The 25,639-nt window shown below is 33.8% G+C and carries 23 protein-coding genes; 10 read left to right on the top strand and 13 right to left on the bottom strand.

From position 1 onward, the window contains the following. Nucleotides 1-7 precede the first annotated feature (7 nt). Nucleotides 8-370, top strand: coding sequence for an MmcQ/YjbR family DNA-binding protein (locus tag ACUSJC_RS09000; protein WP_449269239.1), 363 nt, complete (start codon nt 8-10; stop codon nt 368-370). 87 nt (nt 371-457) lie between these two features. Continuing rightward, entirely contained in the window at nt 458-1,660 is a 1,203-nt protein-coding gene (locus tag ACUSJC_RS08995; protein ID WP_449269238.1) for an NAD(P)/FAD-dependent oxidoreductase, read from the top strand. Between the two features lie 72 nt (nt 1,661-1,732). On the opposite strand, the gene ACUSJC_RS08990 is transcribed toward ACUSJC_RS08995, so the two are convergent. Together ACUSJC_RS08990 and ACUSJC_RS08985 are read right to left on the bottom strand one after the other, a co-directional pair. Beyond that, nucleotides 1,733-2,116 carry a DUF3127 domain-containing protein gene (locus ACUSJC_RS08990; protein ID WP_449269237.1) on the bottom strand — a complete coding sequence of 128 codons (384 nt, stop codon included), beginning with the start codon at nt 2,114-2,116 and terminating at the stop codon, nt 1,733-1,735. A 12-nt stretch (nt 2,117-2,128) separates the two neighbouring features. Beyond that, nucleotides 2,129-3,004, bottom strand: coding sequence for a flavin reductase family protein (locus ACUSJC_RS08985; RefSeq protein WP_449269236.1), 876 nt, complete (start codon nt 3,002-3,004; stop codon nt 2,129-2,131). Between the two features lie 220 nt (nt 3,005-3,224). Here ACUSJC_RS08985 and ACUSJC_RS08980 point away from each other — a divergent pair, with 220 nt between their 5' ends. After that, nucleotides 3,225-4,376 (top strand): sensor histidine kinase, encoded by a 1,152-nt coding sequence (locus tag ACUSJC_RS08980; protein WP_449269235.1) that lies wholly within the window; start codon nt 3,225-3,227, stop codon nt 4,374-4,376. A 44-nt stretch (nt 4,377-4,420) separates the two neighbouring features. On the opposite strand, the gene ACUSJC_RS08975 is transcribed toward ACUSJC_RS08980, so the two are convergent. From ACUSJC_RS08975 to panC, 7 genes are all read right to left on the bottom strand, one after another. Beyond that, nucleotides 4,421-4,921 carry a nuclear transport factor 2 family protein gene (locus ACUSJC_RS08975; protein ID WP_449269234.1) on the bottom strand — a complete coding sequence of 167 codons (501 nt, stop codon included), beginning with the start codon at nt 4,919-4,921 and terminating at the stop codon, nt 4,421-4,423. 3 nt (nt 4,922-4,924) lie between these two features. Next, the gene (locus tag ACUSJC_RS08970; RefSeq protein ID WP_449269233.1) at nt 4,925-6,259 is read right to left on the bottom strand and encodes an ammonium transporter; all 1,335 of its coding nucleotides are present in this window, start codon (nt 6,257-6,259) and stop codon (nt 4,925-4,927) included. A gap of 112 nt (nt 6,260-6,371) precedes the next feature. Continuing rightward, a complete protein-coding gene (gene radA, locus ACUSJC_RS08965) occupies nt 6,372-7,733 on the bottom strand; it encodes a DNA repair protein RadA (RefSeq protein ID WP_449269232.1) in 1,362 nt (453 codons plus the stop codon). 5 nt (nt 7,734-7,738) lie between these two features. Continuing rightward, complete coding sequence (locus ACUSJC_RS08960; RefSeq protein ID WP_449269231.1) at nt 7,739-8,962, bottom strand: alpha/beta hydrolase; 1,224 nt, start codon at nt 8,960-8,962, stop codon at nt 7,739-7,741. Between the two features lie 36 nt (nt 8,963-8,998). After that, nucleotides 8,999-9,919: a lysylphosphatidylglycerol synthase transmembrane domain-containing protein gene (locus ACUSJC_RS08955; RefSeq protein WP_449269230.1), complete on the bottom strand. Its 921-nt coding sequence runs from the start codon at nt 9,917-9,919 to the stop codon at nt 8,999-9,001. A gap of 48 nt (nt 9,920-9,967) precedes the next feature. Next, nucleotides 9,968-10,318, bottom strand: coding sequence for an aspartate 1-decarboxylase (panD, locus tag ACUSJC_RS08950; RefSeq protein WP_449269266.1), 351 nt, complete (start codon nt 10,316-10,318; stop codon nt 9,968-9,970). Between the two features lie 80 nt (nt 10,319-10,398). Continuing rightward, the gene (gene panC, locus ACUSJC_RS08945; protein WP_449269229.1) at nt 10,399-11,247 is read right to left on the bottom strand and encodes a pantoate--beta-alanine ligase; all 849 of its coding nucleotides are present in this window, start codon (nt 11,245-11,247) and stop codon (nt 10,399-10,401) included. Between the two features lie 107 nt (nt 11,248-11,354). Between panC and ACUSJC_RS08940 the strand changes: the two genes are divergently transcribed. The 5 genes from ACUSJC_RS08940 (at nt 11,355) to ACUSJC_RS08920 (ending at nt 17,920) form a co-directional block, all read left to right on the top strand. Continuing rightward, nucleotides 11,355-12,161 carry a glycogen/starch synthase gene (locus ACUSJC_RS08940; RefSeq protein WP_449269228.1) on the top strand — a complete coding sequence of 269 codons (807 nt, stop codon included), beginning with the start codon at nt 11,355-11,357 and terminating at the stop codon, nt 12,159-12,161. A gap of 18 nt (nt 12,162-12,179) precedes the next feature. Beyond that, nucleotides 12,180-13,928 (top strand): DUF4270 domain-containing protein, encoded by a 1,749-nt coding sequence (locus ACUSJC_RS08935; protein WP_449269227.1) that lies wholly within the window; start codon nt 12,180-12,182, stop codon nt 13,926-13,928. A 12-nt stretch (nt 13,929-13,940) separates the two neighbouring features. Further along, complete coding sequence (glmS, locus tag ACUSJC_RS08930) at nt 13,941-15,788, top strand: glutamine--fructose-6-phosphate transaminase (isomerizing) (RefSeq protein WP_449269226.1); 1,848 nt, start codon at nt 13,941-13,943, stop codon at nt 15,786-15,788. A 264-nt stretch (nt 15,789-16,052) separates the two neighbouring features. Then, on the top strand, nt 16,053-17,564 hold the full coding sequence (gene atpD, locus ACUSJC_RS08925; protein ID WP_449269225.1) for a F0F1 ATP synthase subunit beta: 1,512 nt from the start codon (nt 16,053-16,055) through the stop codon (nt 17,562-17,564). 74 nt (nt 17,565-17,638) lie between these two features. Further along, nucleotides 17,639-17,920: a F0F1 ATP synthase subunit epsilon gene (locus ACUSJC_RS08920; protein WP_449269224.1), complete on the top strand. Its 282-nt coding sequence runs from the start codon at nt 17,639-17,641 to the stop codon at nt 17,918-17,920. A gap of 67 nt (nt 17,921-17,987) precedes the next feature. Here ACUSJC_RS08920 and ACUSJC_RS08915 read toward each other — a convergent pair whose 3' ends face one another. Together ACUSJC_RS08915 and ACUSJC_RS08910 are read right to left on the bottom strand one after the other, a co-directional pair. Then, complete coding sequence (locus tag ACUSJC_RS08915; protein ID WP_449269223.1) at nt 17,988-18,164, bottom strand: hypothetical protein; 177 nt, start codon at nt 18,162-18,164, stop codon at nt 17,988-17,990. A gap of 45 nt (nt 18,165-18,209) precedes the next feature. Next, entirely contained in the window at nt 18,210-19,706 is a 1,497-nt protein-coding gene (locus ACUSJC_RS08910; protein WP_449269222.1) for an aminotransferase-like domain-containing protein, read from the bottom strand. Nucleotides 19,707-19,785: 79 nt separating this feature from the next. Here ACUSJC_RS08910 and ACUSJC_RS08905 point away from each other — a divergent pair, with 79 nt between their 5' ends. Continuing rightward, a complete protein-coding gene (locus tag ACUSJC_RS08905) occupies nt 19,786-21,603 on the top strand; it encodes a TonB-dependent receptor plug domain-containing protein (protein WP_449269221.1) in 1,818 nt (605 codons plus the stop codon). A gap of 237 nt (nt 21,604-21,840) precedes the next feature. Further along, nucleotides 21,841-24,387: a CHAT domain-containing protein gene (locus ACUSJC_RS08900; protein ID WP_449269220.1), complete on the top strand. Its 2,547-nt coding sequence runs from the start codon at nt 21,841-21,843 to the stop codon at nt 24,385-24,387. On the opposite strand, the gene ACUSJC_RS08895 is transcribed toward ACUSJC_RS08900, so the two are convergent. Both ACUSJC_RS08895 and ACUSJC_RS08890 read right to left on the bottom strand, forming a co-directional pair. Further along, a complete protein-coding gene (locus tag ACUSJC_RS08895) occupies nt 24,354-25,076 on the bottom strand; it encodes a hypothetical protein (protein WP_449269219.1) in 723 nt (240 codons plus the stop codon). The genes ACUSJC_RS08900 and ACUSJC_RS08895 overlap by 34 nt on opposite strands. After that, the gene (locus tag ACUSJC_RS08890; protein WP_449269218.1) at nt 25,069-25,614 is read right to left on the bottom strand and encodes an RNA polymerase sigma factor; all 546 of its coding nucleotides are present in this window, start codon (nt 25,612-25,614) and stop codon (nt 25,069-25,071) included. Before ACUSJC_RS08890 ends, ACUSJC_RS08895 begins: the two co-directional genes overlap by 8 nt. Nucleotides 25,615-25,639 lie beyond the last annotated feature (25 nt).

Below are 25,639 nucleotides of genomic sequence, written 5' to 3'. Positions count from 1 at the left end.
TTGTCAAATGAACATCCAGCAATTATACGAACTTTGTTTGTCCAAAAAAGGAGTAACCGAACATTTTCCTTTTGATGAAGATACTTTAGTGTTTAAAGTTGGCGGAAAAATGTTCTGCTTAACGTCATTATCGGGTTGGGAAAAAGGCGAACCTTCCCTAAATCTAAAATGTGATCCCGAAGAAGCTTTAGAGTTAAGAGCTCGATATGAAGGTGTGCAACCCGGATACCACATGAGTAAAAAACATTGGAATACTGTCTTGGTTAATCAAGATGTTGAAGATAAAGACGTTGTGAAAATGTTGTGGCAGTCCTATGATTTGGTGTTTTCAAGTCTTCCTAAAAAACTACAAACCGAAATTTTGCAGTAAAAAGGCTATTTCTCGTGTAACAAAAGTTGCAGTAGGAGTTGGTGTAAAGTGCTAATTTTAAGTACTAAAACTAAAAACATTGACATCATGACAACTACTGTAGTAATAGGAGGTAACTTTGCCGGAATGACAGCCGCCCTCGAGATTAAACGAAAAGGAAAAGAAGCGCATAAAGTCATTTTAATAGATAAATCTCCACTTTTTTTATTTATTCCTTCTCTTATTTGGGTACCGTTTGGCAGAAGAGAGATCAAAGATATTTCATTTCGAAAAGATGGGATTCTTCAAAAAAAAGGAGTTGATTTTGTTAATGCAGAAGCTTTAAAAGTTGATCCTAAAACGCAAGTGGTATATACTGATAAAGGGGAATTCAAATACGATCATCTGGTTATTGCAACCGGACCAAAAGTAAAATATGATGTAGCTCCGGGAGTTGCAGAACATGCGTTTTATGTAGGAACTCCAAACGGCGCCATGAAGATTCGTAAAGCTTTAGAGGAATTCAAAAAAAATCCGGGTCCGATTGTTGTCGGAGCGACTCAAAATGCCGGATGTATGGGAGCTGCCTATGAATTTTTATTTAATATTGAAAAATGGCTTCGCGACCAAAAAATTCGTAAAAAAGTAGATTTATACTGGATTACTCCGGAAGATTATTTAGGTCACTTTGGAATTGACGGTATGCCGTTGGCCGAATCGATGCTAACAGGTTTTATGAAAATGTTCAACATTCATTTCAGAACGCAAGTGGGTGTAAAAGAGATGGATGAAGAGAAAGTGATTTTGACCGATGGAGAAGTACTGCCTAGCAAATTTACCATGTTAATGCCTCCTTTTATCGGAGTGGATTTTGTAACCAATTCTCCGGAGCTTCATGCAACTGCAGCCGGATATATTCCTGCGGGTGACGATTACAGACATCCCGATTATCCTAATATTTGGACTGCCGGAATTGCCGTAAATGTGCCGTTGCCTTTTACTCCTAAAACAGTTCCGTTTGCTGCACCAAAAACCGGTTTTCCATCAGATGAAACAGGAAAAGTAGTGGCTGAAAATATTATCAGAGTAGCTAAAGGGGAAACCAAATTAAAAGAAAAACCTTGGGGTAAAATTCCGGGCTTATGTATCATGGATGCCGGAAAAAAAGAGGTCATCATAGTATCTGATAAACTTTTTAAACCAAGAAGTTTTGCTATTATGATTCCAAATGTAATTTATGATTTCAGTAAAGTATTGTTTGAAAAATACTTTTTATGGAAAACTAGAAATGGGTATTCGTTTTTACCATAATACTATTAGAAATGGGTTTAAAAAAAGTGCTATTCTATGAATAGCACTTTTTATATAGATTTTTTTCTTGGATTAGAAAGGTAAATCGTCGTGTTCTTCTTCGTTAAAGTTAGTCGCCGGTTCAAATGCATCAGCAGGCGGCATAGTTGGCATACCTTGAGACTGAGCAGCAGGAGCTTCTGTAGCCACTCGTTCAATTCTCCATCCTTGAATAGAGTTAAAATATTTAGTTTCTCCTTGAGGATTCACCCATTCTCTACCTCTTAAATTGATAGAAACACGTACTAATTCACCCAAGTTAAATTGGTTTAAGGTATCCGTTTTATCTTGAGTAAATTCAATCATAATATGTTGCGGATACTGCTCATCAGTAGTTACAACTAATTCTCTTTTCTTAAAAGTGGCACTAATCTGTTGTACCGGACTAATCGCTTTAATTCTCCCTGTTACTTCCATGTTCTAAATAATTTATTTTTTTGCTAAAAGGACTTTCCAAGCCGTTAAAGCTTCATTTTTATCTAAATAATCTTTAGCCAATTGAAAACGTTTCAATTCGTCATCCGAACTTAAAACAGCTTTTACTGAAAAATTCTCTTTGACAAAGATAGCAATTTCTTCTTCATTAGGAATCACTTCAATGTTACCTAATTTTCCCAAATCATTTCCGTTAAAGATACTATTTTCTTTAATAAAATCAGGGATAGTATCCACGCCAATTCCTAAAGTTGTCAACGGTTTTTCAACTTCAAACATTCCCATATTGGCTCTGGTGTACCAATTGCCTCCCATTCGGGCTACTAAATCAATTTTATGTTGATCAATATTTCCTTTTTCGTCTAAAATAGCTTCATCAATATGAATTTTTACAACTTCACAAATCACTAAATTTCCGGCACCACCTTCAGTTCCTAGTGCTACAATGTCATTGACCTTGCATTCCAATTGGACTGGACTTTCTGCTACGCGAAATGGTTTTACTATATCAGAAGCTAACATTGTTAATCCTGATTTTTCAAATTCATTCACACCATCCGGATATTCTGTGCTCGATAATGACACTTGTTGTACAATATCATAATTTACAATGTTAATCACCACTTCTTTAGTAGCTTCACAGTTGATTAACGTATGTTTTGTGGTATTATTTCTCACGCGTCTTGCAGGTGAAAAAACTAAAATAGGCGGATTAGAACTGAAAAGGTTAAAAAAGCTAAACGGAGATAAATTCGGAGTTCCGTTAGCGTCAACAGTACTGGCAAAAGCAATAGGTCTTGGTCCTATAGCACCTTGTAAATAACCTTGTAGTTGAACAGGAGTAAATTCCTTAGGATTTATAGTTAGCATGTTTATTTAGTTTTGACAAAGATACAATTTTGAAGCGAATCTTTAGGAATATCAGCTCTCCATATTCCCGTCGTCCGCTACTACGCGCTACTAAAGTGTCGGGTAATCGCTTCCACCGGGGCTAGCTAGGTTACTGTGTTTTTTATTTGGTTATCGATTTGTTTTTTTACATGTCTTGCACTTGTTTTTGAAATTAGTATTTTTATAGCAAATAAGCAATATGCAAATCACCGATAAACGAAACATAACCCGTTGGTTCATAATAGTAATATCCTTTGTTATCGTAGTACTCATTCTATGGAATACCTATAACTTTTTCCAAATTTTTAAGAATGAAGAACGGGTACGAATGGAACTTTGGACAACGGCTCAAAAAACATTAGCTAATGCTAATGAATATACCGATGTAGAACTTCCGTTTCAGGTCATTAGTAACAATTCGACTATTCCCATGATTGTTACTGATTCTATTGACCATATTCTTAGTTTTGATAATGTGGAATTATCAAACGAACAGGATACGATTGCACTAAAAAAGGTTTTGCAACAATTGAAAACGGAGAATCAACCGATTAAAATGGAAATTGCAGCAGATAATTATCAGTTGGTGTATTATGGCAATTCGCCTTTATTGAATAAATTAAAATATTATCCTATTGCATTGTTATTGATTATTTTTCTCTTTGCTGCTGTGGTGTATGTGTTTTATCGGGCAACAAAAATGGCCGGACAAAATAAACTTTGGGCAGGAATGGCAAAAGAAACGGCACACCAAATTGGAACACCGCTTTCGTCCTTGATTGGCTGGGTTGAAATTTTAAAAACTGAAAATGTAGATGAAGATATTGTAAATGAAGTCGAAAAAGATGTGAGCCGCTTACAGACCATAACCGATCGCTTTTCAAAAATAGGAAGTGAGCCTGTTTTAGAGAAATTGGATATTGTTAGAGAAACTCAAACATCATTTGAATATTTAAAAACAAGAGCGTCTAAACAGGTAGAATTTCATTTTCATGCGCCCGACTATTCGGTTTATGCCAATATCAATCCGGCATTGCACAGTTGGACAATAGAAAATTTGGTAAAAAATGCCATAGATGCCATGCGAGGAAAAGGAAAGTTAAGTGTGGAAATTGAAGATCTGACACAAACCATTCAAATTAGAGTGAGTGATACCGGGAAAGGAATTCCTAAAAATCAGTTCCAAAAGATTTTTGAACCAGGATTTACAACCAAGAAACGAGGTTGGGGATTAGGCTTGTCGTTAACCAAACGAATCGTCGAAGATTACCATAAAGGAAGAATAAAAGTAGTATATTCCGAGATCGGTAAAGGAACAACAATCCAAATTAGTCTTAAAAAGAGTGTTTAAAAAAAGCGGTTTCAAAATCAGAATTTTGAAACCGCTTGTAATATTTATTTTTCTCTTAGTATTTTGTCTTCTAAAGGAGATTTAATCTTTACTACTTCTTCAACATTTTCATTAGGAATAGTCATAGAAAGAACATAGTGCTGGATTTTCCATTTTCCATTTTCTTTACTTATAATGCCGCTTCCACGACAAATTTTCATTTGAGTATCCAAAAGTTCGTCAAACCAAACTATTTTTTTATCAGGAGAAAGATAAATGTTTCTTTCAATAGCTTTGAAATTCCATCCCTTTTTTTTAGCAAAATAAGGTTTAGCAAAAGCCATAAATTCTCCTTTAGTCCAGTTTTCATTAGCGTCTGTGCCAATGTAAATAGATGATTCTGAAAGCACGTCGAAATAAGCATTAAAATTAGATTCTCCGGCAGCCATGTGCCAATTATCTAATAGTTGATTAATTTCTTTTTTAATTTTTTGTTCATCTGAAGACGTTTTTTGGAATGCCAATAAACTACAGATGGTTAGGAAGAAAATACTTTTTTTTAGCATAATTTAGAATCTTTCATCGTGTTGTGATAAATCTAAACCAATTCGTTCAGCTTCATCAGATACACGTAAAGGTATAAATAAATTGGTTACTTTATATAAAATCAAAGCGCCAAAAAAAGTAAATGCTGAAACTAAAACAAGTGCTAACATGTGGTGTCCAAAAATATCCCAGCCTCCATGTAGTAAACTTGCATTTTCGCCTTCCGCAAAAATAGCCGTTAGGATCATCCCCATAATTCCACCCACACCATGACAAGCAAAAACATCTAAAGTGTCGTCAAAAGCTTTTAATTTTTTCCAGTTAACCATTACATTAGAAACGATAGCAGCAATAAATCCGAAGAAAATACTTTTTGGAATAGAAATAAATCCTGCAGCAGGAGTAATAACAACTAAACCGACAACAGCGCCAATACAAGCGTTCATAGCCGATACTTTTCTGCCATTGATTCGGTCAAAGAAGATCCAAGTCATCATTGCCGAAGCGGAAGCGATTGTTGTAGTAGCAAAAGCCATTGCAGCAGTTCCATTTGATCCAAGTGCTGAACCTGCGTTAAAACCAAACCAACCAAACCATAACATTCCGGTACCTAATAATACAAAAGGGATATTGGTAGGAATATGTTCGCTATTTTTTCTTTTTCCTAAAACCAAAACACCGGCTAAAGCAGCAAATCCGGCACTCATGTGTACTACGGTTCCTCCGGCAAAATCTTTTACGCCAAAGAAACTTCCTAATAATCCGTTAGGATGCCAAACCATGTGACATAGTGGGGCATATATGAAAATAATGAATAAACAGATGAATAATAAATACGAAATAAAACGAACTCTCTCCGCAAACGATCCGGTAATGATGGCAGGAGTAATCACGGCAAATTTCATTTGGAACAGCGCAAATAGTACAAAAGGAATAGTACTTGCTAAAGTATTATGAGGTAATGAAGAAACGTTGTTGAAAAACAAAAAATCCGTTGGGTTACCAATAATTCCATAGGTTGTTCCGTCGATTTCAAAACCTATTGGTGAGCCAAATGATAAACTAAAACCAACGATTACCCATAGCAAACTTACTACTCCTAGAGAAATGAAACTTTGCAGCATAGTCGAAATGACATTCTTTTTTCCCACCATTCCACCATAGAAAAAAGAAAGTCCAGGTGTCATTAATAAGACAAAAGATGATGAGGTTAACAACCAAGCCACATCAGAAGTGTTGATATTTTCTTCGGAAAGGAACTGGTCTTTCAAATCATTTGAACTTGTCCAAAATAAACTTACGATGGCTACAATCGTAATAAGTGCAAAGGAAATAATCCATCTTTTTTCTATTTTCATAATCTCGTGGTTTTGCACAAAACTAAAAAATATTTTTAAACACCCCTATAAAATAATGGGTGTTATTTTTGAAAAAAGATATTTTTATGGAACAGCCTTTAAAAAAATAGGGTTATCCGAATAATTCAGAAACTACATCTTCTATTTTTGAAACCAATACAATTTTAATTTTACTGCTTTTTAGTGAGATTTTATTGTGTTTGGAAACCAAAATAGTAGTGAAGCCTAATTTTTCGGCTTCTTGAATTCGTTGGTCAATTCTGTTTACCGGACGAATTTCTCCCGAAAGCCCTACTTCTCCTGCAAAACAAAAGCCTTCTTCGATGGCAATGTCTTCATTAGAAGATAAAATAGCGGCAACGACAGCCAAATCAATAGCGGTATCATCTACTGAAATTCCTCCGGTTACATTGAGGAAAACATCTTTGGTCCCCAATCGGAATCCGGCACGTTTTTCCAAAACAGCCAAGATCATATTTAAACGCTTGGCATTATAACCAGTAGTGCTGCGCTGAGGTGTTCCGTAAACTGCAGAGCTGACTAAGGCTTGAATTTCAATCATCAACGGACGCATGCCTTCTAAAGTACAGGCAATGGCTGTTCCTGAAAGTTGTTCTTCTTTGTGCGAAATTAAAATCTCGGATGGATTGTCGACTTCTCGTAAACCGTTGCCCAGCATTTCGTAAATTCCTAATTCGGCAGTAGAACCAAATCGGTTTTTAAGCGAACGCAAGATTCGGTATACGTGATTTCTATCGCCTTCAAATTGTAAAACGGTGTCTACCATGTGTTCCAAAATTTTGGGCCCGGCTATGGTTCCGTCTTTGGTAATGTGACCAATTAAGATAACCGGCGTGTTGGTCTCTTTGGCAAACTTGATAAGTTCGGCAGTACATTCTCTGATTTGAGAAATGCTTCCTGCAGAAGATTCAATGTAATCGGTTTGCAGGGTTTGAATAGAATCAATGATGACAATTTCGGGTTCAATTTCCTGAATTTGCCTAAAGATATTTTGTGTTTTGGTTTCGGTTAAAATGTAGCAATTGTCGTTTGAAGGCAAAATACGTTCGGCACGCATTTTAATCTGCTTTTGACTTTCTTCGCCTGAAACATAAAGTGTTTTATAGGGAAGTTTTAATGAAATTTGGAGTAAAAGTGTACTCTTTCCAATTCCGGGTTCGCCACCTAATAAGGTTAATGAACCAGGAACTAAACCACCACCCAAAACCCGGTTCAACTCTTGGTCGTTAGTGTTTAACCGGATTTCTTCTGCGGTATCTATTTCTTTAATAAGTAAAGGTTTGCTGCTCTTTGTTTTTTCGGTTGAAGCAGTTCGCCAAGCTGTTTTTTCTTCTTTTTGGATAACTTCTTCAACAATAGTGTTCCATTCTTTGCAAGCATAACATTGACCTTGCCATTTAGAATAGGAAGTGCCACATTTTTGGCAATAAAAAGCAGTTTTAACTTTACTCATTTATATTATTCTCCTTCTTTTTTCTCAGTACCTTCTTCAGTTGTGCCTTCCTCCGGAATTGGATCCGCATATTCTTCAACTTTAGATTCGTCCTCTTTATTTTTCAAACTGTCTGCTCTGGAAAGCATAAAATCTTTGGTTAACTCTCTGATAGGCTCTCTTGAAAAAGCTTTTTTATATTCTTTAACTGCTTTTTTGAATTCCCCCATTTTTTCATAATACAAGGCTTGGTGGTAAACGCTTAAAGTAGTTTTTGGATATTGTTTTTCAGCATATTTTGAAAGTTCTTGTAATTCAGGATAGGCTTTGTTCTTAATAATAGCCGCTTCAATCGCTTTGAAATCAGTTAAACGAGGTTGTAATTTGATGCCTAATTTTTCTTCTAAATTTTTGTATTTGTCAATCAAATATTGGGTGTAACCAGAATCTAATTTTAAGATTTTTTCTTGGAATTCAACCATAGAAATAGGTTGGTAACCGTCAAAAATAAAGTATAAGGCTTGTGGAATAGCTTGCGGAACTAAGGAATAATGCGAAGCTCCTTTTATAAGATCTGAACGATATTTGAAGTTTTTGTTAGTAATAGCGTTAACATTTTGATCTAAAGTAGCAGCACGCTCCAGTAAATCTTTTAAATCACTTTCTCCGGAAGCTTGATAGTAAAAAATAGGTTTTGTGATTACTGCTAAACGCTCGGCAACTCTTTTTTCCATTTCCGGAGCAAATTCCGGAGCCAATGAAATATAACCGTTGAATATAGGATTGTCTTTATATAAATAGAAATTTAAAAATCCCGCAGTAGTGTCATGCCCGGCAATAATTCTAAATGGTTGGGTTCTGTATTTTTCTTCTACATAAGGTAATAATTCAAAGCCAATAAATTCGAAGAAGTTAGCGCCGGTACCTGATGGTAAACCAGTTTCGTCATATTCACTGTCTTGAAAGCGTTTATCTCCGTTTTGCATAACAGAAACCACAATCATTTCCGGTAAATCATCCCAATAAGAGCTGTATTTTAAAGTTCCTGTGAAAGGGCTTGCTAAATAATCACCATCTAAAACAACTAAAATAGGATATTTTTTATCTACATTTTGTTCATATCCGGAAGGTAGAACTACGTTGAATTCGCGTTCTTCGCCTAGCTTTTTAGAATTTAAAGTCTCTCTAAATGTTTGTGAAAAACCGACAGATGTGATAAATGATAATAAAAACAAAAGGACTGTTCTCATAGGAATTATTTTTACAGAAATTAAAAAGCCAAGATACTAATTAATTTCTTTTTTTGTAAAAGTTGACAAAATTAAAAAGGCAATTCCTCCTAATAATATAGTAATGATGATTTGAGAAGTCCAAGATACCCAACCAAAAGCTTGTCCTGCAACTTCAGGCACTTGATAAAGCAATAAAATTTTAGCGATCAGAACAGGAAAAAAGCCAAAACCGCCATTGGTAAAAGCTACAGTTAAACTTCCTATTACAAAAGCTACAATAACAGCATTAAAGGATATCATTCGAGTTTCTTCTAAGGCAAAAACTACAGAATAGAACATTAATATGTAGGTTAACCAAATTAGAGCAGTTTGAAAAAGAAACATCCATTTGTGAGGCATTTTAAAAACACTTAACATGCCTTCGGTTAATCCGGAAATTTTTTCTTTAATAGCAAGAATTACTTTCCATTTAGAATAAATAAGTAAGTAGATGCCCAATATTCCTAGCGATATCCCTATGGTTGCAAGAATGATTAAAGATTGCAAAGGAATATATTCTAAAAGAAAGTCTTTTAAAGTGTTGAATTCAATTAAAACGGCTGTAGCAATAAATAAAAGTAAAACAATGAAATCAATTATTCGTTCAGATATGATAGTGCCAAAGCCTTTGTCAAAAGGAACTCCTTTATATTTTGTTAATAATGCGGCTCTTGAAATCTCTCCTGAACGCGGAATAGTTAAATTCAGAAAATAAGCGATGCTTACTGCGGTTAAATTAAATTTAAAGTCTGCCTTGTAACCAATGTATTCCAAGGTGTACTTCCAGCGATAAGCTCTTAAAATGTAACCTAATAAAGATAAAATACCTGAGATAAAAATAAAATAATAATTGACACCATATATAGAGCTTTTCATTTGCTCAATTTGGCTGTCAGTAAATTTGTTGAATTCGTATATAACTAAAATTACTCCCAAGAATATTGGGAGTAATATACTAGCTATTTTTTTGAATTGCTTCAAACTTTAAGTTAAAGAATTGTCTTTCTCATTAGGGAAAACAATAGTAGGTTTGAAAGATTTTGCCTCTTCAAAATCCATTAATCCATAAGAAATGATGATAACAATATCACCACGATGAACCTTACGAGCAGCCGGACCATTCAACGTGATTTCACCTGAATTTCTCGGGCCTTTAATAGCGTAAGTTTCTAAGCGCTCACCATTGTTAATGTTAACAATTTGAACTTTTTCACCTTCAATAATATTAGAAGCCTCTAATAAAGCTTCATCAATAGTAATACTACCGATGTAATTTAAATCAGCGCCGGTAACAGTTACTCTGTGAATTTTCGATTTTACTACTTGAATTTGCATGGTGCAAAGGTAATTATCTTGTGATAAATTAGGCAATTTTTTAACTAAAATGCAAAAAGAAACCTTTTTTTGATTTTTTCTTAATACAAAGCGATGTTATCAATCAATCTTACATTTTCAATAAAGACCGTAATAAAGCCCCTGTATTTTTTATGGGTCTCTTTTTCTGTACAAGAAAGTAGCGTTTCTTCATCGGCTATTTCAAAGTATTCTAATTCAAAATCAGGGTTATTTTTAAATGTAGTGTAAACAAAATCAATTACATCTTTTGCCGGTTCTGTCTGGAATTTATTTTTAGCGTCTTGTAAGGTTTTGTAAATAAACGCGGCTTTGTTTTTGGCTTCATCCGAAAGTCTCTCGTTTCTGGAACTCATGGCAAGCCCGCTCTCGGCTCTAAAAATAGGACAACCAATAATGTTTACAGGAAGACTGTTTTTATCGACTAACTTTTTAATGATTTGTAGTTGTTGAAAATCTTTCTCTCCGAAATAAGCATTTGTTGGCTTGACAATAGCAAATAATTTAGTGATTATTGTGCCAACGCCGTCAAAATGACCTGGGCGCTGTTTGCCTTCCATTTGTTGTTCCAGTCCGTCAAAGTCGTATTGTTTAGCAACAGGATTGTTGCCATAAATATCTTCAACAGTTGGTGCGTAAACAAGAATCAAATCACTTATTTCTTTGATTTTAGTAACATCACGTTCTAAAGTTCGAGGATATTTTTCTAGATCTTCAGCGTTGTTAAACTGTGTGGGATTGACAAAAATACTAACAATTGTTATTTGGTTTTCATTAACGGATTGCTGTATTAAGGATTGATGGCCTTCATGAAGTGCTCCCATCGTAGGAACAAGTCCAATGGTCTTTTTTTGATTGATTAAAGGACTCAGAAAAGCTTCTAAAGAATCCTTATCGTTAAAAATAAACATTGCGTAAATATTGTGTTTGCAGTGCAAACTTACTATTTTAATAGATAAGTCCATAAAATTTTGTAATTTTGCATGTTTTTTGAGAGCAATTTGATAAACAAAATATTATGAAAGATAAGAGGATATTATATGTATCATCTGAAGTAGTGCCTTATTTGGCGGAAAATGAAGTTTCAATACAATCGTATGAGTTTCCTAAAATGATTAATGATTTAGGAGGGCAAATACGAATTTTCATGCCGAGATATGGAAATATTAACGAAAGGAGACATCAATTACATGAGGTAATCAGACTTTCAGGAATGAATTTAGTGGTGAATGACATGGATATGCCTTTGATTATAAAAGTTGCTTCAATTCCTAAAGAAAGAATTCAAGTCTATTTTATTGATAATGATGAATATTTCAAAAGAAAAGCAACATTTTCTGATGAGGAAGGTAATTTTTATCCGGATAATGACGAAAGAGCTATCTTTTTTGCAAAAGGTGTCGTGGAGACAGTAAAAAAACTGAATTGGGTGCCTGATGTAATCCATGTTCAAGGATGGTTGGCCGGATTGTTGCCGGTTTATTTGAAGCACTATTACAAAAATGAAGGTATTTTTGCAGATACTAAAATTATAACATCTGTATACAATACTGGATTTGAAGGAATATTAGATAGTAATTTTAAAAATAAATTGGCTTTTGATACTATAGCTGATGATGCTTTACATACGGTAGAAACACCTTCTTATGAAAATCTGATGAAGTTGACGATCGATCATTCAGATGCGGTTATTATAGGCTCCGAAGGCTTAGATTTAAATTTAACAAAATATATAGAAACTTCGGGTAAACCTTTTTTACCTTTCGCTCCTAAAGATAAAATTAGTGATTTGTATGTTGATTTTGTCAGAAAGAATTTATTTTAAATTATTTGAAAATCAAGAATGAAGAAAAAGAAAATATTTGGACTTTTAGGTTTTGGACTATTGTCGTTGGTTTCATGTGATAAAGACTTTAGTACTGTTGGGGCAGATTTAATTGGTGACGGGAATTACCAGTTTGATAAAGAGGAATGGAATAAAATTACAGCTTTCACAAGAGCTACAGGTCCTGTGCAGTCAAATAATATGCCATTGAATGCTCTAGGTGTTTTTCAAGATCCGGTTTTTGGTACCACTACAGCACATTTTGTAACTCAGTTAGAATTAGAAAATACTAACCCTAATTTTTTTGAAGAAGCTGAAATTCAAGCAACAGATTCTGTGTACTTATACATCCCTTATTTTAGTACTTTAGAAGACACGGATACTGATGGTAATAATACCTATTCTTTGGATTCAATTCATGGAAATTTAAGCGAAAGTTTTGATTTAAAAATTTATGAAAGTAAATATCTTTTACAAAGTTATGATCCTTTAGATCCGACACAAGCGCAAAAGTATTATTCAAGTGAAAAGGCATTGATAGAGAATCATTTAAATTTAGATTCAGGGCCTCTAAATGTTTTTTCAGGTGCGTCTTCTAACCAAAATACTCAGTTTAAGTTTTCTAGGAGTGAAATTATAATCTATGAAACAGATGATGACGGAAATTATCTTGATTCTGGTGGTAATATTACAACAGACCCTGATACTAGAGTAGTTAAAGAAAGACTAGAGCCTGGTATGTGGATTAACTTAAATAAAGAATTTTTTGAGGAGAAAATTCTTCAAAATGCTACGTCAGAGAACTTGTTTAATAACAATAATTTTAAAGAATATTTTAGAGGGTTGTATTTTCAAGTAACACAAAATTCTGGAGGAGCATTGGCAATGCTTGATTTTTCAAGTGGATATATCGTAATGCAATTCCATACTAAGTACGATTCAAGTTCAGAATTTATAAAAAGTGAAATTCAGATTAATTTAGCAGGAAATACGGTTAATTTCTTTGATAATAATACATCCACAGCAACAAGTGGAAACTATCAGTCAGCATTAACGTCTCAAAATGCGAATGATGATTTGTTATATTTAAAAGGAGGTGATGGTTCGGTTGCTTATATTGATCTTTTTGGTAATGATGATGATGCTAATAATAATGAAATTCCTGATAAACTAGAAGAACTTAGAAATAGTGGCTGGCTTATCAATGACGTAATTCTTACATTGACGATTGCTAATAAAAATAATAAAATTAATACAGAAGGCACTACATTAAATGATGGTTATGATTTAGGAGAAGAGCCTCTACGACTTTATTTATTCGATGCAAATGCGAATACTGTTTTATTGGATTATACCTATGATTCTACTACGGCTACAGATGCTAAATTTAATAAATATCTTTTAGGGGGGATTATAGAGCAAGATGAAATTAGTGAGACAACAAAAGAAGGTAGAGTTTATAGATTTAGACTTTTGCATTATTTCAATAATTTAATGCAAACCGAAGACGAAGATGCTCTAAAAAATATTCGTTTAGGTTTAGTAGTAACAGAAACAATAAATAATGTGTCTAATTATAGTCTAATGAATGCTATAGGTAATCTTCCATCAACATTACCTTTGGCAAGTTCAGTAAATACTATCGATAAAGTCCCGTTAGCTAATATAATGAATCCATTAGGAACTGTTATATATGGTGTAAATCATACGGATGATTCTAAAAGAATGAAGCTCGAAATTTATTATACAAAACCTAACTCTAACTAATTTTTTATTGCTATGTGTGGAATCGTTGGATATATTGGTCATAGAGATGCCTATCCTATATTAATAAAAGGACTAAAACGTCTTGAATATAGAGGGTACGATAGTGCTGGAATTGTGCTTTATGATGGTCAAGATTTAAAACTTTCTAAAACAAAAGGAAAAGTTTCTGATCTTGAAGCTAAAGCAGAAAAAGAAGGCACACAACAAGGGCAGATCGGTTTAGGTCATACGCGTTGGGCAACTCATGGTGTACCAAACGATGTGAATTCCCATCCTCATTTTTCTAATTCCGGAGATTTGGTTATTATCCATAATGGAATTATTGAAAATTATGAACCTATAAAAAAAGAGTTAATCAAAAGAGGCTATACTTTCAAATCAGATACTGATACAGAAGTTTTAGTAAATCTTATTGAAGACGTAAAGAAAAAGGAAAATGTTAAGTTAGGGAAAGCAGTTCAAATAGCGTTGACACAAGTCGTTGGAGCTTATGCAATTGCTGTAATGGATAGGCAAAAGCCTAATGAAATTGTTGTGGCTCGTCTGGGTTCTCCTTTAGCGATTGGTATTGGAGAAGACGAATTTTTCATTGCTTCAGATGCTTCTCCTTTTATTGAATATACGGCTAATGCTATTTATTTAGAAGATGAAGAAATGGCCATTGTTCGTTTAAATAAACCACTTAAAGTTCATAAAATTAAAGATGATTCAGAAGTAGATCCCTATGTTCAGGAACTTCAGATGAATTTAGAGCAAATCGAAAAAGGGGGATATGAGCATTTTATGCTTAAAGAAATCTATGAGCAGCCAAGTGTAATCAAAGATACCTATCGTGGTCGTTTGTTGTCTAATAAAGGAATAGTACAAATGGCTGGTGTTGAAGATAATTTGGAAAAATTCCTTAATGCAAACAGAATTATTATTGTAGCTTGTGGAACTTCTTGGCATGCCGGGTTAGTAGCAGAATATGTAATAGAAGAGTTTGCCAGAATTCCGGTTGAAGTAGAGTATGCTTCGGAATTCCGTTATCGTAATCCCATCATTACAAAGGACGACGTTGTAATTGCTATTTCGCAGTCTGGTGAAACAGCAGATACTTTGGCAGCAATTAAATTGGCTAAAGAAAAAGGAGCATTTGTTTTCGGAGTTTGTAATGTGGTTGGTTCTTCAATTTCTAGAGAAACACATGCCGGAGCTTACACGCATGCCGGGCCGGAAATTGGAGTAGCGTCAACAAAAGCGTTTACAACTCAAATCACAGTATTGACTTTAATTGCGTTGCGTCTGGCAAAAGCTAATGGAAGTATGGCTAATTCTGATTACCAAAGATATTTGTTAGAATTAGAATTGATTCCTCAAAAAGTGGAAGAAGCGTTGAAGAGTAATGACGTAGCTAAAGAAGTAGCGTCTATTTATAAAGATGCCACAAATTGTTTGTATTTAGGTAGAGGATATAATTTCCCTGTGGCTTTAGAAGGAGCATTAAAGTTAAAAGAGATTTCATATATTCATGCGGAAGGTTATCCGGCTGCGGAAATGAAACACGGACCAATTGCCTTGATTGACGAATCGATGCCGGTTATTGTAATTGCACCTAACAAAGGACATTATGATAAAGTGGTAAGTAACATTCAAGAAATTAAGTCAAGAAGTGGTAAAATTATAGCTGTTGTAACAAAAGGAGATGTTCAGGTAAAGGAATTAGCCGATCACGTAATTGAAATTCCAGAAACAAATGAAGCTTTAACACCATTGTTAACAACAATTCCGCTTCAGTTGCTTTCTTACCATATTGCAGTAATGAGAGGTTGTAATGTAGATCAACCTAGAAATTTAGCAAAATCAGTAACAGTAGAATAAAAAAAGCGAAACTTTAGGTTTCGCTTTTTTATGCTTGAAAATCAAAATACAAAACCGAAGAATTGGTAGTTTTGACTATAACGTTATCGTTTATTTTAAAGCCTTGAAAATACGAACTATACCAAATTTGCTTATTTTTCTATTTTTATCTTAAAAAACACAAAAAATAAATTGTATAATTGTTTTTAAAAAAACTATCTTTGCACTCTGAAAAACAGAAGTGTTTTTCGTTAGGTAAATAGCTATTAAATAAATACATAAGCAATGTCTAAATTCACAGGAAAAGTTGCAAAAATTATTGGGCCAGTTGTAGATGTAGTGTTCGACACTGAAAATGCTGAGCTTCCTAAAATTTATGATTCATTAGAAATCGCTAAAGCTGATGGTTCTAAATTAGTTTTAGAAGTACAATCACATATTGGTGAAGATACTGTTCGTACAATTTCAATGGACTCTACTGACGGTTTGTCAAGAGGGACTGAAGTTGTAGCTACTGGTGCTGCAATTCAAATGCCGGTTGGTCAAGAAGTTTTCGGACGTTTATTTAATGTAATTGGTGATGCTATCGATGGTTTAGGTAATTTACCTAAAGAAGGTGCTAATGGTTTGCCAATTCACAGACCAGCGCCAAAATTTGATGAATTATCAACTTCAACAGAAGTTTTATTTACAGGGATTAAAGTAATCGACTTAATTGAGCCTTATGCAAAAGGAGGTAAAATTGGTTTATTCGGTGGTGCCGGAGTAGGTAAAACAGTATTAATTCAGGAGTTGATTAACAATATTGCAAAAGGTCACGGAGGTTTATCAGTTTTCGCCGGAGTAGGTGAAAGAACTCGTGAAGGAAATGACCTTTTAAGAGAGATGTTAGAGTCTGGTATTATTAAATATGGTGAAGATTTCATGCACTCTATGGAAAATGGAGGATGGGATTTAACTAAAGTTGACAAAAACGGAATGAAAGATTCTAAAGCTACTTTCGTTTTCGGTCAGATGAATGAACCACCAGGAGCTCGTGCTCGTGTTGCTTTATCAGGTTTAACTATTGCTGAATATTTCCGTGATGGTGCCGGTGAAGATCAAGGTAAAGACGTATTATTCTTCGTTGATAATATCTTCCGTTTTACACAAGCAGGTTCTGAGGTATCAGCGTTATTAGGACGTATGCCATCAGCGGTAGGTTACCAACCAACATTGGCTACTGAGATGGGGGCGATGCAAGAGCGTATTACTTCAACAAAAAGAGGATCAATTACTTCAGTACAAGCGGTATATGTGCCTGCGGATGACTTAACTGACCCGGCGCCAGCTACAACTTTCGCTCACTTAGATGCTACAACAGTATTGTCTCGTAAAATTGCTGAGTTAGGTATTTATCCTGCGGTAGATCCATTAGATTCTACTTCTCGTATCTTAACTCCGGAAATTTTAGGTAAAGAGCACTATGCTTGTGCACAAAGAGTAAAAGAGATTTTACAACGTTACAAAGAATTACAAGATATTATCGCGATTTTAGGTATGGAAGAATTATCAGAAGATGATAAATTAGCTGTAGCTAGAGCACGTCGTGTACAACGTTTCTTATCTCAACCTTTCCACGTTGCAGAACAATTTACGGGTATCCCTGGGGTATTAGTAGATATTAAAGATACTATCAAAGGTTTCAACATGATTATGGATGGTGAATTAGATCACTTACCGGAAGCAGCTTTCAACCTTAAAGGTACTATCGAAGAAGCTATCGAAGCTGGAGAGAAAATGTTAGCAGAAGCGTAATCAATGTACAATTAACAATTGATAGTTGACAATTAATTATCCATTGTCAATTATTAATTATCAATTAGAAAAGTATGATTTTAGAAATAGTATCACCAGAAGCAACATTATTTAAAGGAGAAGTTACTGCGGTAGCGGTTCCTGGAGTAAATGGTGAATTCCAAATGTTAAATAATCACGCCCCTATTGTGTCGTTATTAACAAAAGGAAACGTAAAAATCAACGCTCAAAACTTTAAAATTCAAAAAGAGTTTGTTTCTAAATTCACTAAAGTTAATGAGCAAAACTACTGGTTACCTATTAATTCCGGAACCATTGAGTTACAAGACAATAAAATTATTGTTTTAGCGGACTAAGCTTCAACATAAGTCAATAAAAAAATCCTATCTGAACTTCAGATAGGATTTTTTATTTCTAGTTAGTTTATTTTTTAAATCGTTCTCTCATTGCTTTCTTAATGGTCAGTACTAAAAAGACAATTTCACAGCCCACTCCGGCTAAAATAATACTATCTGCATAAGCAACAAATTTTAATTTTAGCGCAATTCCGACTAAAACTAAGACTAAACCTATGAGTATAAGAACAAATTGTTTTTTCATGATAAATGATTAAATTCCGTTTTCTTTACCAAAGTTACTAATAATTTATCCCAAAGTTATTTTGTCATAAGCCTTTTTTAAAGCTGAAACAACAGTTTTTATCTCTTCTTTATTCAAATGACCAAAACCCAAGCGAATAGCGCAAGTCTCTTTGTCTTGATATAAAATAGTTTTCGGTAGCAATACATCTTCTTTTTTAGCTTGTTCTGCCAATTGTATCAACGAAAGTTTGGGTTCAAATTGTATCCAAATGGCCAATCCTCCTTTGGGTTTTTCCCAATAAATATTTTTCCCAAAATAAGTATTCAAACAGTCGCAAAGAAAATCCCTTCGTTGTTTATAGATGAGAATATTCTTCTTGAGCAAACGATGAATTTCGCCTTCAGCAATCAATTCCGAGAGCATTTGTTCCTGAATCAAATCGCCTTGTTTGTCTAGCAGTTGCAGATAGTTTTTGGCTTCCAAAATTAAGTTTTCAGGCGCTACAACAAATCCGGTTTGAAAACTTGGAAATAAAGATTGTCCCAATTTTCCCAAATAGATCACCATGCCTTCGGTATCAGAACTCGCCAAAGGAAGTTTAGCGATGCCTTCGTATTGGAAATCATAATCATAATCATCTTCAATAATGGCAAACTGATAGTTTTTAGCTAATTCCAATAATTGCAAACGACGTTCGGCATTCAGCGTGTTTGTCGTTGGATAATGTCGGTTTGAAGATACGTAAACACAACGAATCGAATTCTTCATAAAATTTTTGGCGATATAATCAATATCCAATCCATTTTCATCAACCGGAATGGTTTTTATCGTTGCACCTGCTTGTTGAAACGTCATATTTGCGGCGTAATGACTCAAATTTCCAACGAGAACGACATCTTTTGGGCGAATCAGCAGTTGAGAAACGATATATAAACTCATTTCTGTGCTGCGCGTATTCATGACATTGTGAGGTTGAATGTGAAAACCTCTCGTTGCATTTAAGTAATTACAGAGTTGGATTTCAAAAGCGGAATGAAAGGTAGCATTTTGGTTCCATTTGGTGACCAAATTTTTCCGTTTCATAGAAGCGCTATACCATTTAGAAAAATGGTGAGTAGGATGCAATCTCAAGTCGGGCTGTCCGTCATTTAAATTATATTTAGTTGTCGAATTTTCGTTTGTCGAAGCCAAGTGAAAAGAAGGTTGAAACGGAAATCCTGTTTTTGATGCATAATCATTAACTTGTTGCAAACTGTTGTGCTTGGCTTTAATTGAACTTGTTTTTTGTTCGGGAACCAATACAAAGCTTCCTTTATTCGGAAGAATTTCAATCCAACCTTGCGATGCTAATTCGTCATAAACGGCAACGGCGGTATTTCTATGAATGTGTAACAACTGACTAAAAACACGGGTTCCGGGTAAAGCCGTTCCTTTCGTAAGATAGCCTCGTTGAATGGCATTGCTCATTTGCTGCGCAATTTGAATGTAAACCGCTGTTTCACTATTCTTTTCGAAAGAAATAGCTTCTTTTAAAAAAGCATTAACCGGACTATCTTTCATTTTTAAACTGGACTACTTTAATAGTCCGGAAAGTTACGAATTTTGAAACGTTAAAAAATGAAAATACAACAAGAGATATATGAAACAGAAATATATTTTACTGCCATTAGCTTTATGCTCGCTATTAACCACAGCACAAGAGCAACCTAAAATGGATACTTTAAAAGAAGTGGTCGTGAGTTCTTCGCGAATTGATTTGCCTTTCAAAGAGAATTCACGAACCATTCAAATTGTAACAGCCGAAGACATTCAAAAATTAGGAGTGACCAATGTTGCTGATGCTTTGCAACAAGTTGCCGGAATTGATGTGCGTCGTCAAGGTGTAAGCGGAATGCAATCGGATTTATACATTAGAGGCGGAAGTTTCGATCAAACTTTATTGTTGATTGACGGAATAAAGGTAGATGACGCACAAACCGGACATCACACGATGAATTTGGCTTTGCCTGTTGAAGTAATTAAACGAATTGAAGTAATCAAAGGACCGGCAGCTCGTATTTTTGGACAGAATGCTTTCAACGGTGCCATTAATATTGTGACCAAAGATGCTCCCGAAAATTCATTGGTAACCAAAATCCAAGGCGGTTCGTTCCATCAGTTTTTAGGTGAAGTTACCGGAACCATCAATCAGGAAAACTCAAGTCATTTGATTCACGTTAGCAAAAACTTTTCGGAAGGCTATCGTGACAATACAGATTTTGACAACACGAATGTTTTTGTAAAAAGTCAGTTCAACAAGAACAAATTACCAATAGATTTCATCACTTCGTTTAGCGAAAGAAAATTTGGTGCCAATGGTTTTTACGGAATAGCTTCGGCAACAGAACAATATGAAGAAACACAAGCGAGTTTAATTGGTTTTTCAACAACAATTAAAAGTGGAAATTGGACTTGGAAACCAAGAGTGTATTGGAAAAGAAATCAAGACGAATATTTATATGTTAGAAACAATCCGTCAGCGTATCGAAATTTGCATATTACCAATAAAATGGCTGCAGAAGTTAACGGTTCGTACCAATCTAAATTAGGAATTACCGGTTTTGGTGTGGAATTTTCTAAATATTATATTTCCAGTAATCGTTTGGGCGACAACCAAAGAGAAATTGGAACCCTATTTTTAGAACATCGTTTTCAGTTTTTCAATAATTTATTAGATGTTACTCCAGGAATTGCTGCTTCGTATTTTTCAGATTTTGATAATCAGGTGTTTCCGGGAATTGATTTGGGCGTAAAAATCACAGAGAATATTAGAGCGTACGCCAATGCAGGTTACACGTATCGAGTGCCAACGTATACTAATTTGTACTATACTTCGCCAACAACGATTAGCAATCCTAATTTACAAGCCGAAAAAGCTGTGGCGGAAGAAGTAGGTATCAAATGGTTGCACAATAGATTCAATTGGACTTTTGCGGTATTTAATCGTGAAGCCGATAATTTGATTGATTATGTTAGAGCAGCAGAAACAGATGCTTGGCAAGCACAAAATATTCAGAGTGTAACGACTCAAGGTTTTGAATCGCAATTAGATTATCAATTTAAGATTAAAGAATTGAAACAAAAATTGCATTTGGGCTATTCGTATTTGGATAATGATATTAAGCAAAGCGATGCCAATTTTTCACAATATGCTATTAATTCCATGAAACATCAATTTACCGGAAGTATAATGCTCAATTGGTTAAAAGGATTGAATACTACTTTTGCGTATCGTTATGTGGAACGCACAGCCGGAATGAGTTATAATGTGTATGATGCCAATGTAAGTTATAGACTTAAAGCGATGGAATGGTCTATGTATGCTAATAATATTTTTAATGCCGAATATATTGAGGCCGGAATGATTCCGATGCCCAAAGGAAATGTATTGTTTGGCTTGAAATATTTTTTCAACTAAGATTGAAAAAGACTACATTTGAAAAGAGATTACAATTTTGTAATCTCTTTTTTATTATCTCTAAACTGTTGAAAGCAAATGAATTTCTTTACTTTAAAGAATTTTAATACCTTTTTAAAAAGCTCCATTTGCTTACTGATTCTTTTTTTGCTTTCATTTAATTTTTGCTTTGCCCAAAAAGATACTCTTGCAATCAATAAAGAAATTCGTTTTTATGAAACGGAGATAAAGACATTAATGCCTCAAGGAAAAAGTTTCGAAATCATTGAAGCTTATAAAAAAATTATTCAAAAATATAAAACTTATTTAGAGCAGTTTTATCCTGAAAAATTAGCGAATATTTATTTAGAACTTTCTTTTTATTATTCAGACATTCACAATCAAAAATATGAAATAGCGTATACTGAAAAGGCAATTGCCTTAATGGACAAGACACAAAAATACAGTTTGCAAAATTATCTGACTGCTTATAACGACTGGTATTATTATGTTTCTAATTATGGTGATCATAAAGAATCGTATCGCATCTATTCTAAGTTCGATGTTTTTTATAAAAAGCTACTTGCTAATCCTTCTAAAATTGAATCTGAAAATCTAAATTATGCCCGTAGAATTTATGATAAAATGCAGATTTTGGAAAAATTAAAGAGTAATTTATTCGAAGATGCTCATCAGAAATTAGAAGCATTTTATAAAAAAATTTCTAAAACCGTTGGAACTGAACAACAGGAAGATATTGCTTACTATATGTCGTGTTACGATGCATTCACTTATAAATATTATGAAAACAAAGAGTATACAAATGCTATCAAATACTTAAAAGAACTTCAAAAACAAGGAAAACAATTTAAACTTCCGTTTTATGAAATGAAAGCCAATGCATTATTAGGTTCCATTTTTTATTATTTACAAGAGTTTGAAAAAGGTAAAAAACATTGTGATTTGGCTTTACAAAATTTTGAATTTCCACCATTTAATTCCAGTAAATATTCTATTGAAACCATTAAAGCACTTAACCTTTCAGGTTTGCATCAACATGTAGAAGCTGCAAAAATTGTAGAACAAATTGTATCGGAAATTTCTACTCAATTTTTGAAAAAAGAAGCCTCTATTTTAACACTTGATGTAGCGAAAGTAAAAGAATTGAATTCGCACCATTATATCAACATTTTTGCTTCGTCTTCCTTAATTTTTAAAAAGAAATATCAAGCGACACAACAATTAAAAGATTTGCAAAAAGCAGAAAAACTAGCCACAATTGCTTCGTTAATGTTCCAAGAGTACTATAAAAATGGCGAGTATAATGCAACGTTGAGTCGTCTTCAAGATAAAATTACAGAAACCTTACTTTTTGTTTGCAGCCAAAAAGAAACTACTTTAAGTAAAAAAGTTACGCTGCTGAATTTAATCGAACGTAATGTATCACAACATCTGTTTAAAGAAGTCCAAAAGAAAATTTTACTAGAAAACACAAAACTAGCGGAACTTTACAGCGAATTAGAACAATTACAAAACGAAAAAATTTATTACGAAGGTTTAATTCAAGAAACGGATAAAAATACTAGAAAAAAGGTTGAGAATTTAGCTTTAGAAATTGATGCCATTAAAAAAGAGTTAAAGCTAAAATATCCTAATTTCATGCAAGTTGATGCCGATTTTGATATGGTAACTATTCAAAAAAAGCTTAAGGAAAAGGAACATGTTTGGAAATTCTATGTTGCTGATGAACAAGTTTATGGTTTATGTGTAACATCAGGACAATTAGAAGTTTATTCACTTGGTTTAGTTACGGAAATTAAACCATTAGTTTTGAGTTGGGTAAAAGAAATAAAACGACCAAATTCGCTAGTTAAAGAACAAACTACGCAATTAAAAAGTATCCTTTTCCCAAAGGAATTACAAACAGAGAAACTTGCTATTATTCCTGATAATTTCTTGAATTATATTCCATTTGAAGCAGTTTTAAATACGTCTCCAAAAGATTCATTCAAAGCCATTTCTTATTATTATTCGTTTCCAATGTGGTTGCTGAGTAAAAAACAAGGAACTAATAAAACGAAATTAGCATTGGCAAGTTTTGCTCCAAATTATGATGAAAACACTTGGTTTAACAATCAAAAAGTACAAAATTTACCATTTGCCCAACAAGAATCGGAAGCAATTTGTACATTATTTAACGGAACTTCTTTTCAGAATGAAAAGGCTACAAAGGAGAATTTTCTGAATACTAACCAATCGTTTAATGTCTATCATTTTGCCATGCATTCGTTTTTATATGAAGACGATTTTTCACAATCATACTTGTTGTTTTCCAATAATCAACCGCTTTATTTTTCGGAATTATATAACTATTACATTCCAGCAGATTTATTAGTATTAAGTGCTTGTGATACCGGAAATGGCGAATTGGTAAAAGGAGAAGGCATCATGAGTTTAGCTAGAGCATTTACGTATGCCGGAGTTAAAAGTTCGGTGGTAAGTTTATGGCAAGTTCCTGACAAAGAAACTTCGGAAATCATGATTTTGTTTTATGAAAATCTGAAGAATGGTATGCCCAAAGATGAAGCTTTAGCATTGGCAAAACAAGAGTTTATACAACAAAATCCGTTAAAAAATCATCCTTATTTTTGGGCCGGATTTATCATTAACGGCGATGTTGCTCCTATTTGCGAACCCAATTTTTCTTATTGGTATTGGATTTTAGGCGGACTTGCGGTTTTAATTCTTACCTCTGTTTTGTATCTAAAATATTATTCTAAATCGCGTAACAATTCTTTTGCTTGATTTTGGAACGGATTTTCACTTTTTGCGAGTTCTTGTATTAAAACTTTGCTCTTAACTGTTTCATTTTTTTTAAGATAACTCAAGGCTAAATACCATTTTACATAACTATTAAACGCACTATTTGGTTTAGTTTGGTATCCTTCAAAAACCGTAACGGCTTCTGGAAATCGTTCTAATTCCATTAAGGATAAACCTTTGTAAAATAAAGCATAATCATCTTTATCCTGTTCAAAAATTTCTGAGAATAAACGCAAAGCTTCGTCATACTGCTTGCTGTCATACGCATAAAAAGCTTCTGATTTAATATCATTAGAAACCGAACCACGAACCACAGGAGCCTCTACATTCGGAAATGTTTCGTAATAATTTTTATACAAGGAATCATTTGAGTTTTGGCTCATAAATAACCAATAACCAATAGAAATAAAAACGATAAAACTTGCTGCAATTGAAAGCCAACGAACAGAATATTTTTTGGTTTTTTTAGGTGTTCTTTGGTTTTCTAATACTTTTAATTTAGCTTTTAATTTTTTGCGCTCTTCTAATTGTATAGCAGCTTTTACATTTTTCTGAAACTCAAATTCAGCTTTAAATTCAGCATCACTTTCTAGTTTTTCGGCAAACAAAGCTCTTTCAGCATCAGTTAAAGTTCCTTCAAAATACTGCACTAATAGCGTTTCTTTATCCATCTTTTGAAGTTGTTAAATCTTTAAGTTGTTTTAAACATCTCGACTTCTGACTTTTTAAAACATCTTTGTTTGTATAAGCCAAAATCTCCATAATTTCATCTAATTTTTTTTCTTCATAGTAAAAAAGCTGTAGTACTTTTTTACATTGTTCTCCCAGTTTGCTCCAAGCGTTTTGTAAAAGCTGAACTTCTACATTTTCTTGTTCTTCTTCATAAAAGTCCCAATCAATAGCATCCGGTATTAATTCTTCTTTTATACTATTTTTTCCATCCTTTTTGAGTTTATGAAAAATCATGTATTTCCCAATGCTGTACAAATACGTACTGATGTTACTCTGTAAATTATCGAGCAATCCTTTCTTGGCATTTTCGCATAAAACAATAATGGCATCTTGATAAATATCGATAATATCTTCTTTGCTAATCTCGTAACGAGAAGCAAATAATACGAAACCATTTCGGTTATCATTATAAATAGAGGCAATTGTTCGTTCGTCGCCTTTCTTTAGAGAATTTACCAATTGATGCGATTTATGCATTAGTGTTTTGAATTAGTAAAAAGTA

The organism is Flavobacterium sp. U410 (assembly GCF_053570605.1).
Note: the sequence above shows the minus strand (reverse complement) of the source record. Positions and strands in the feature narration are given on the sequence as shown.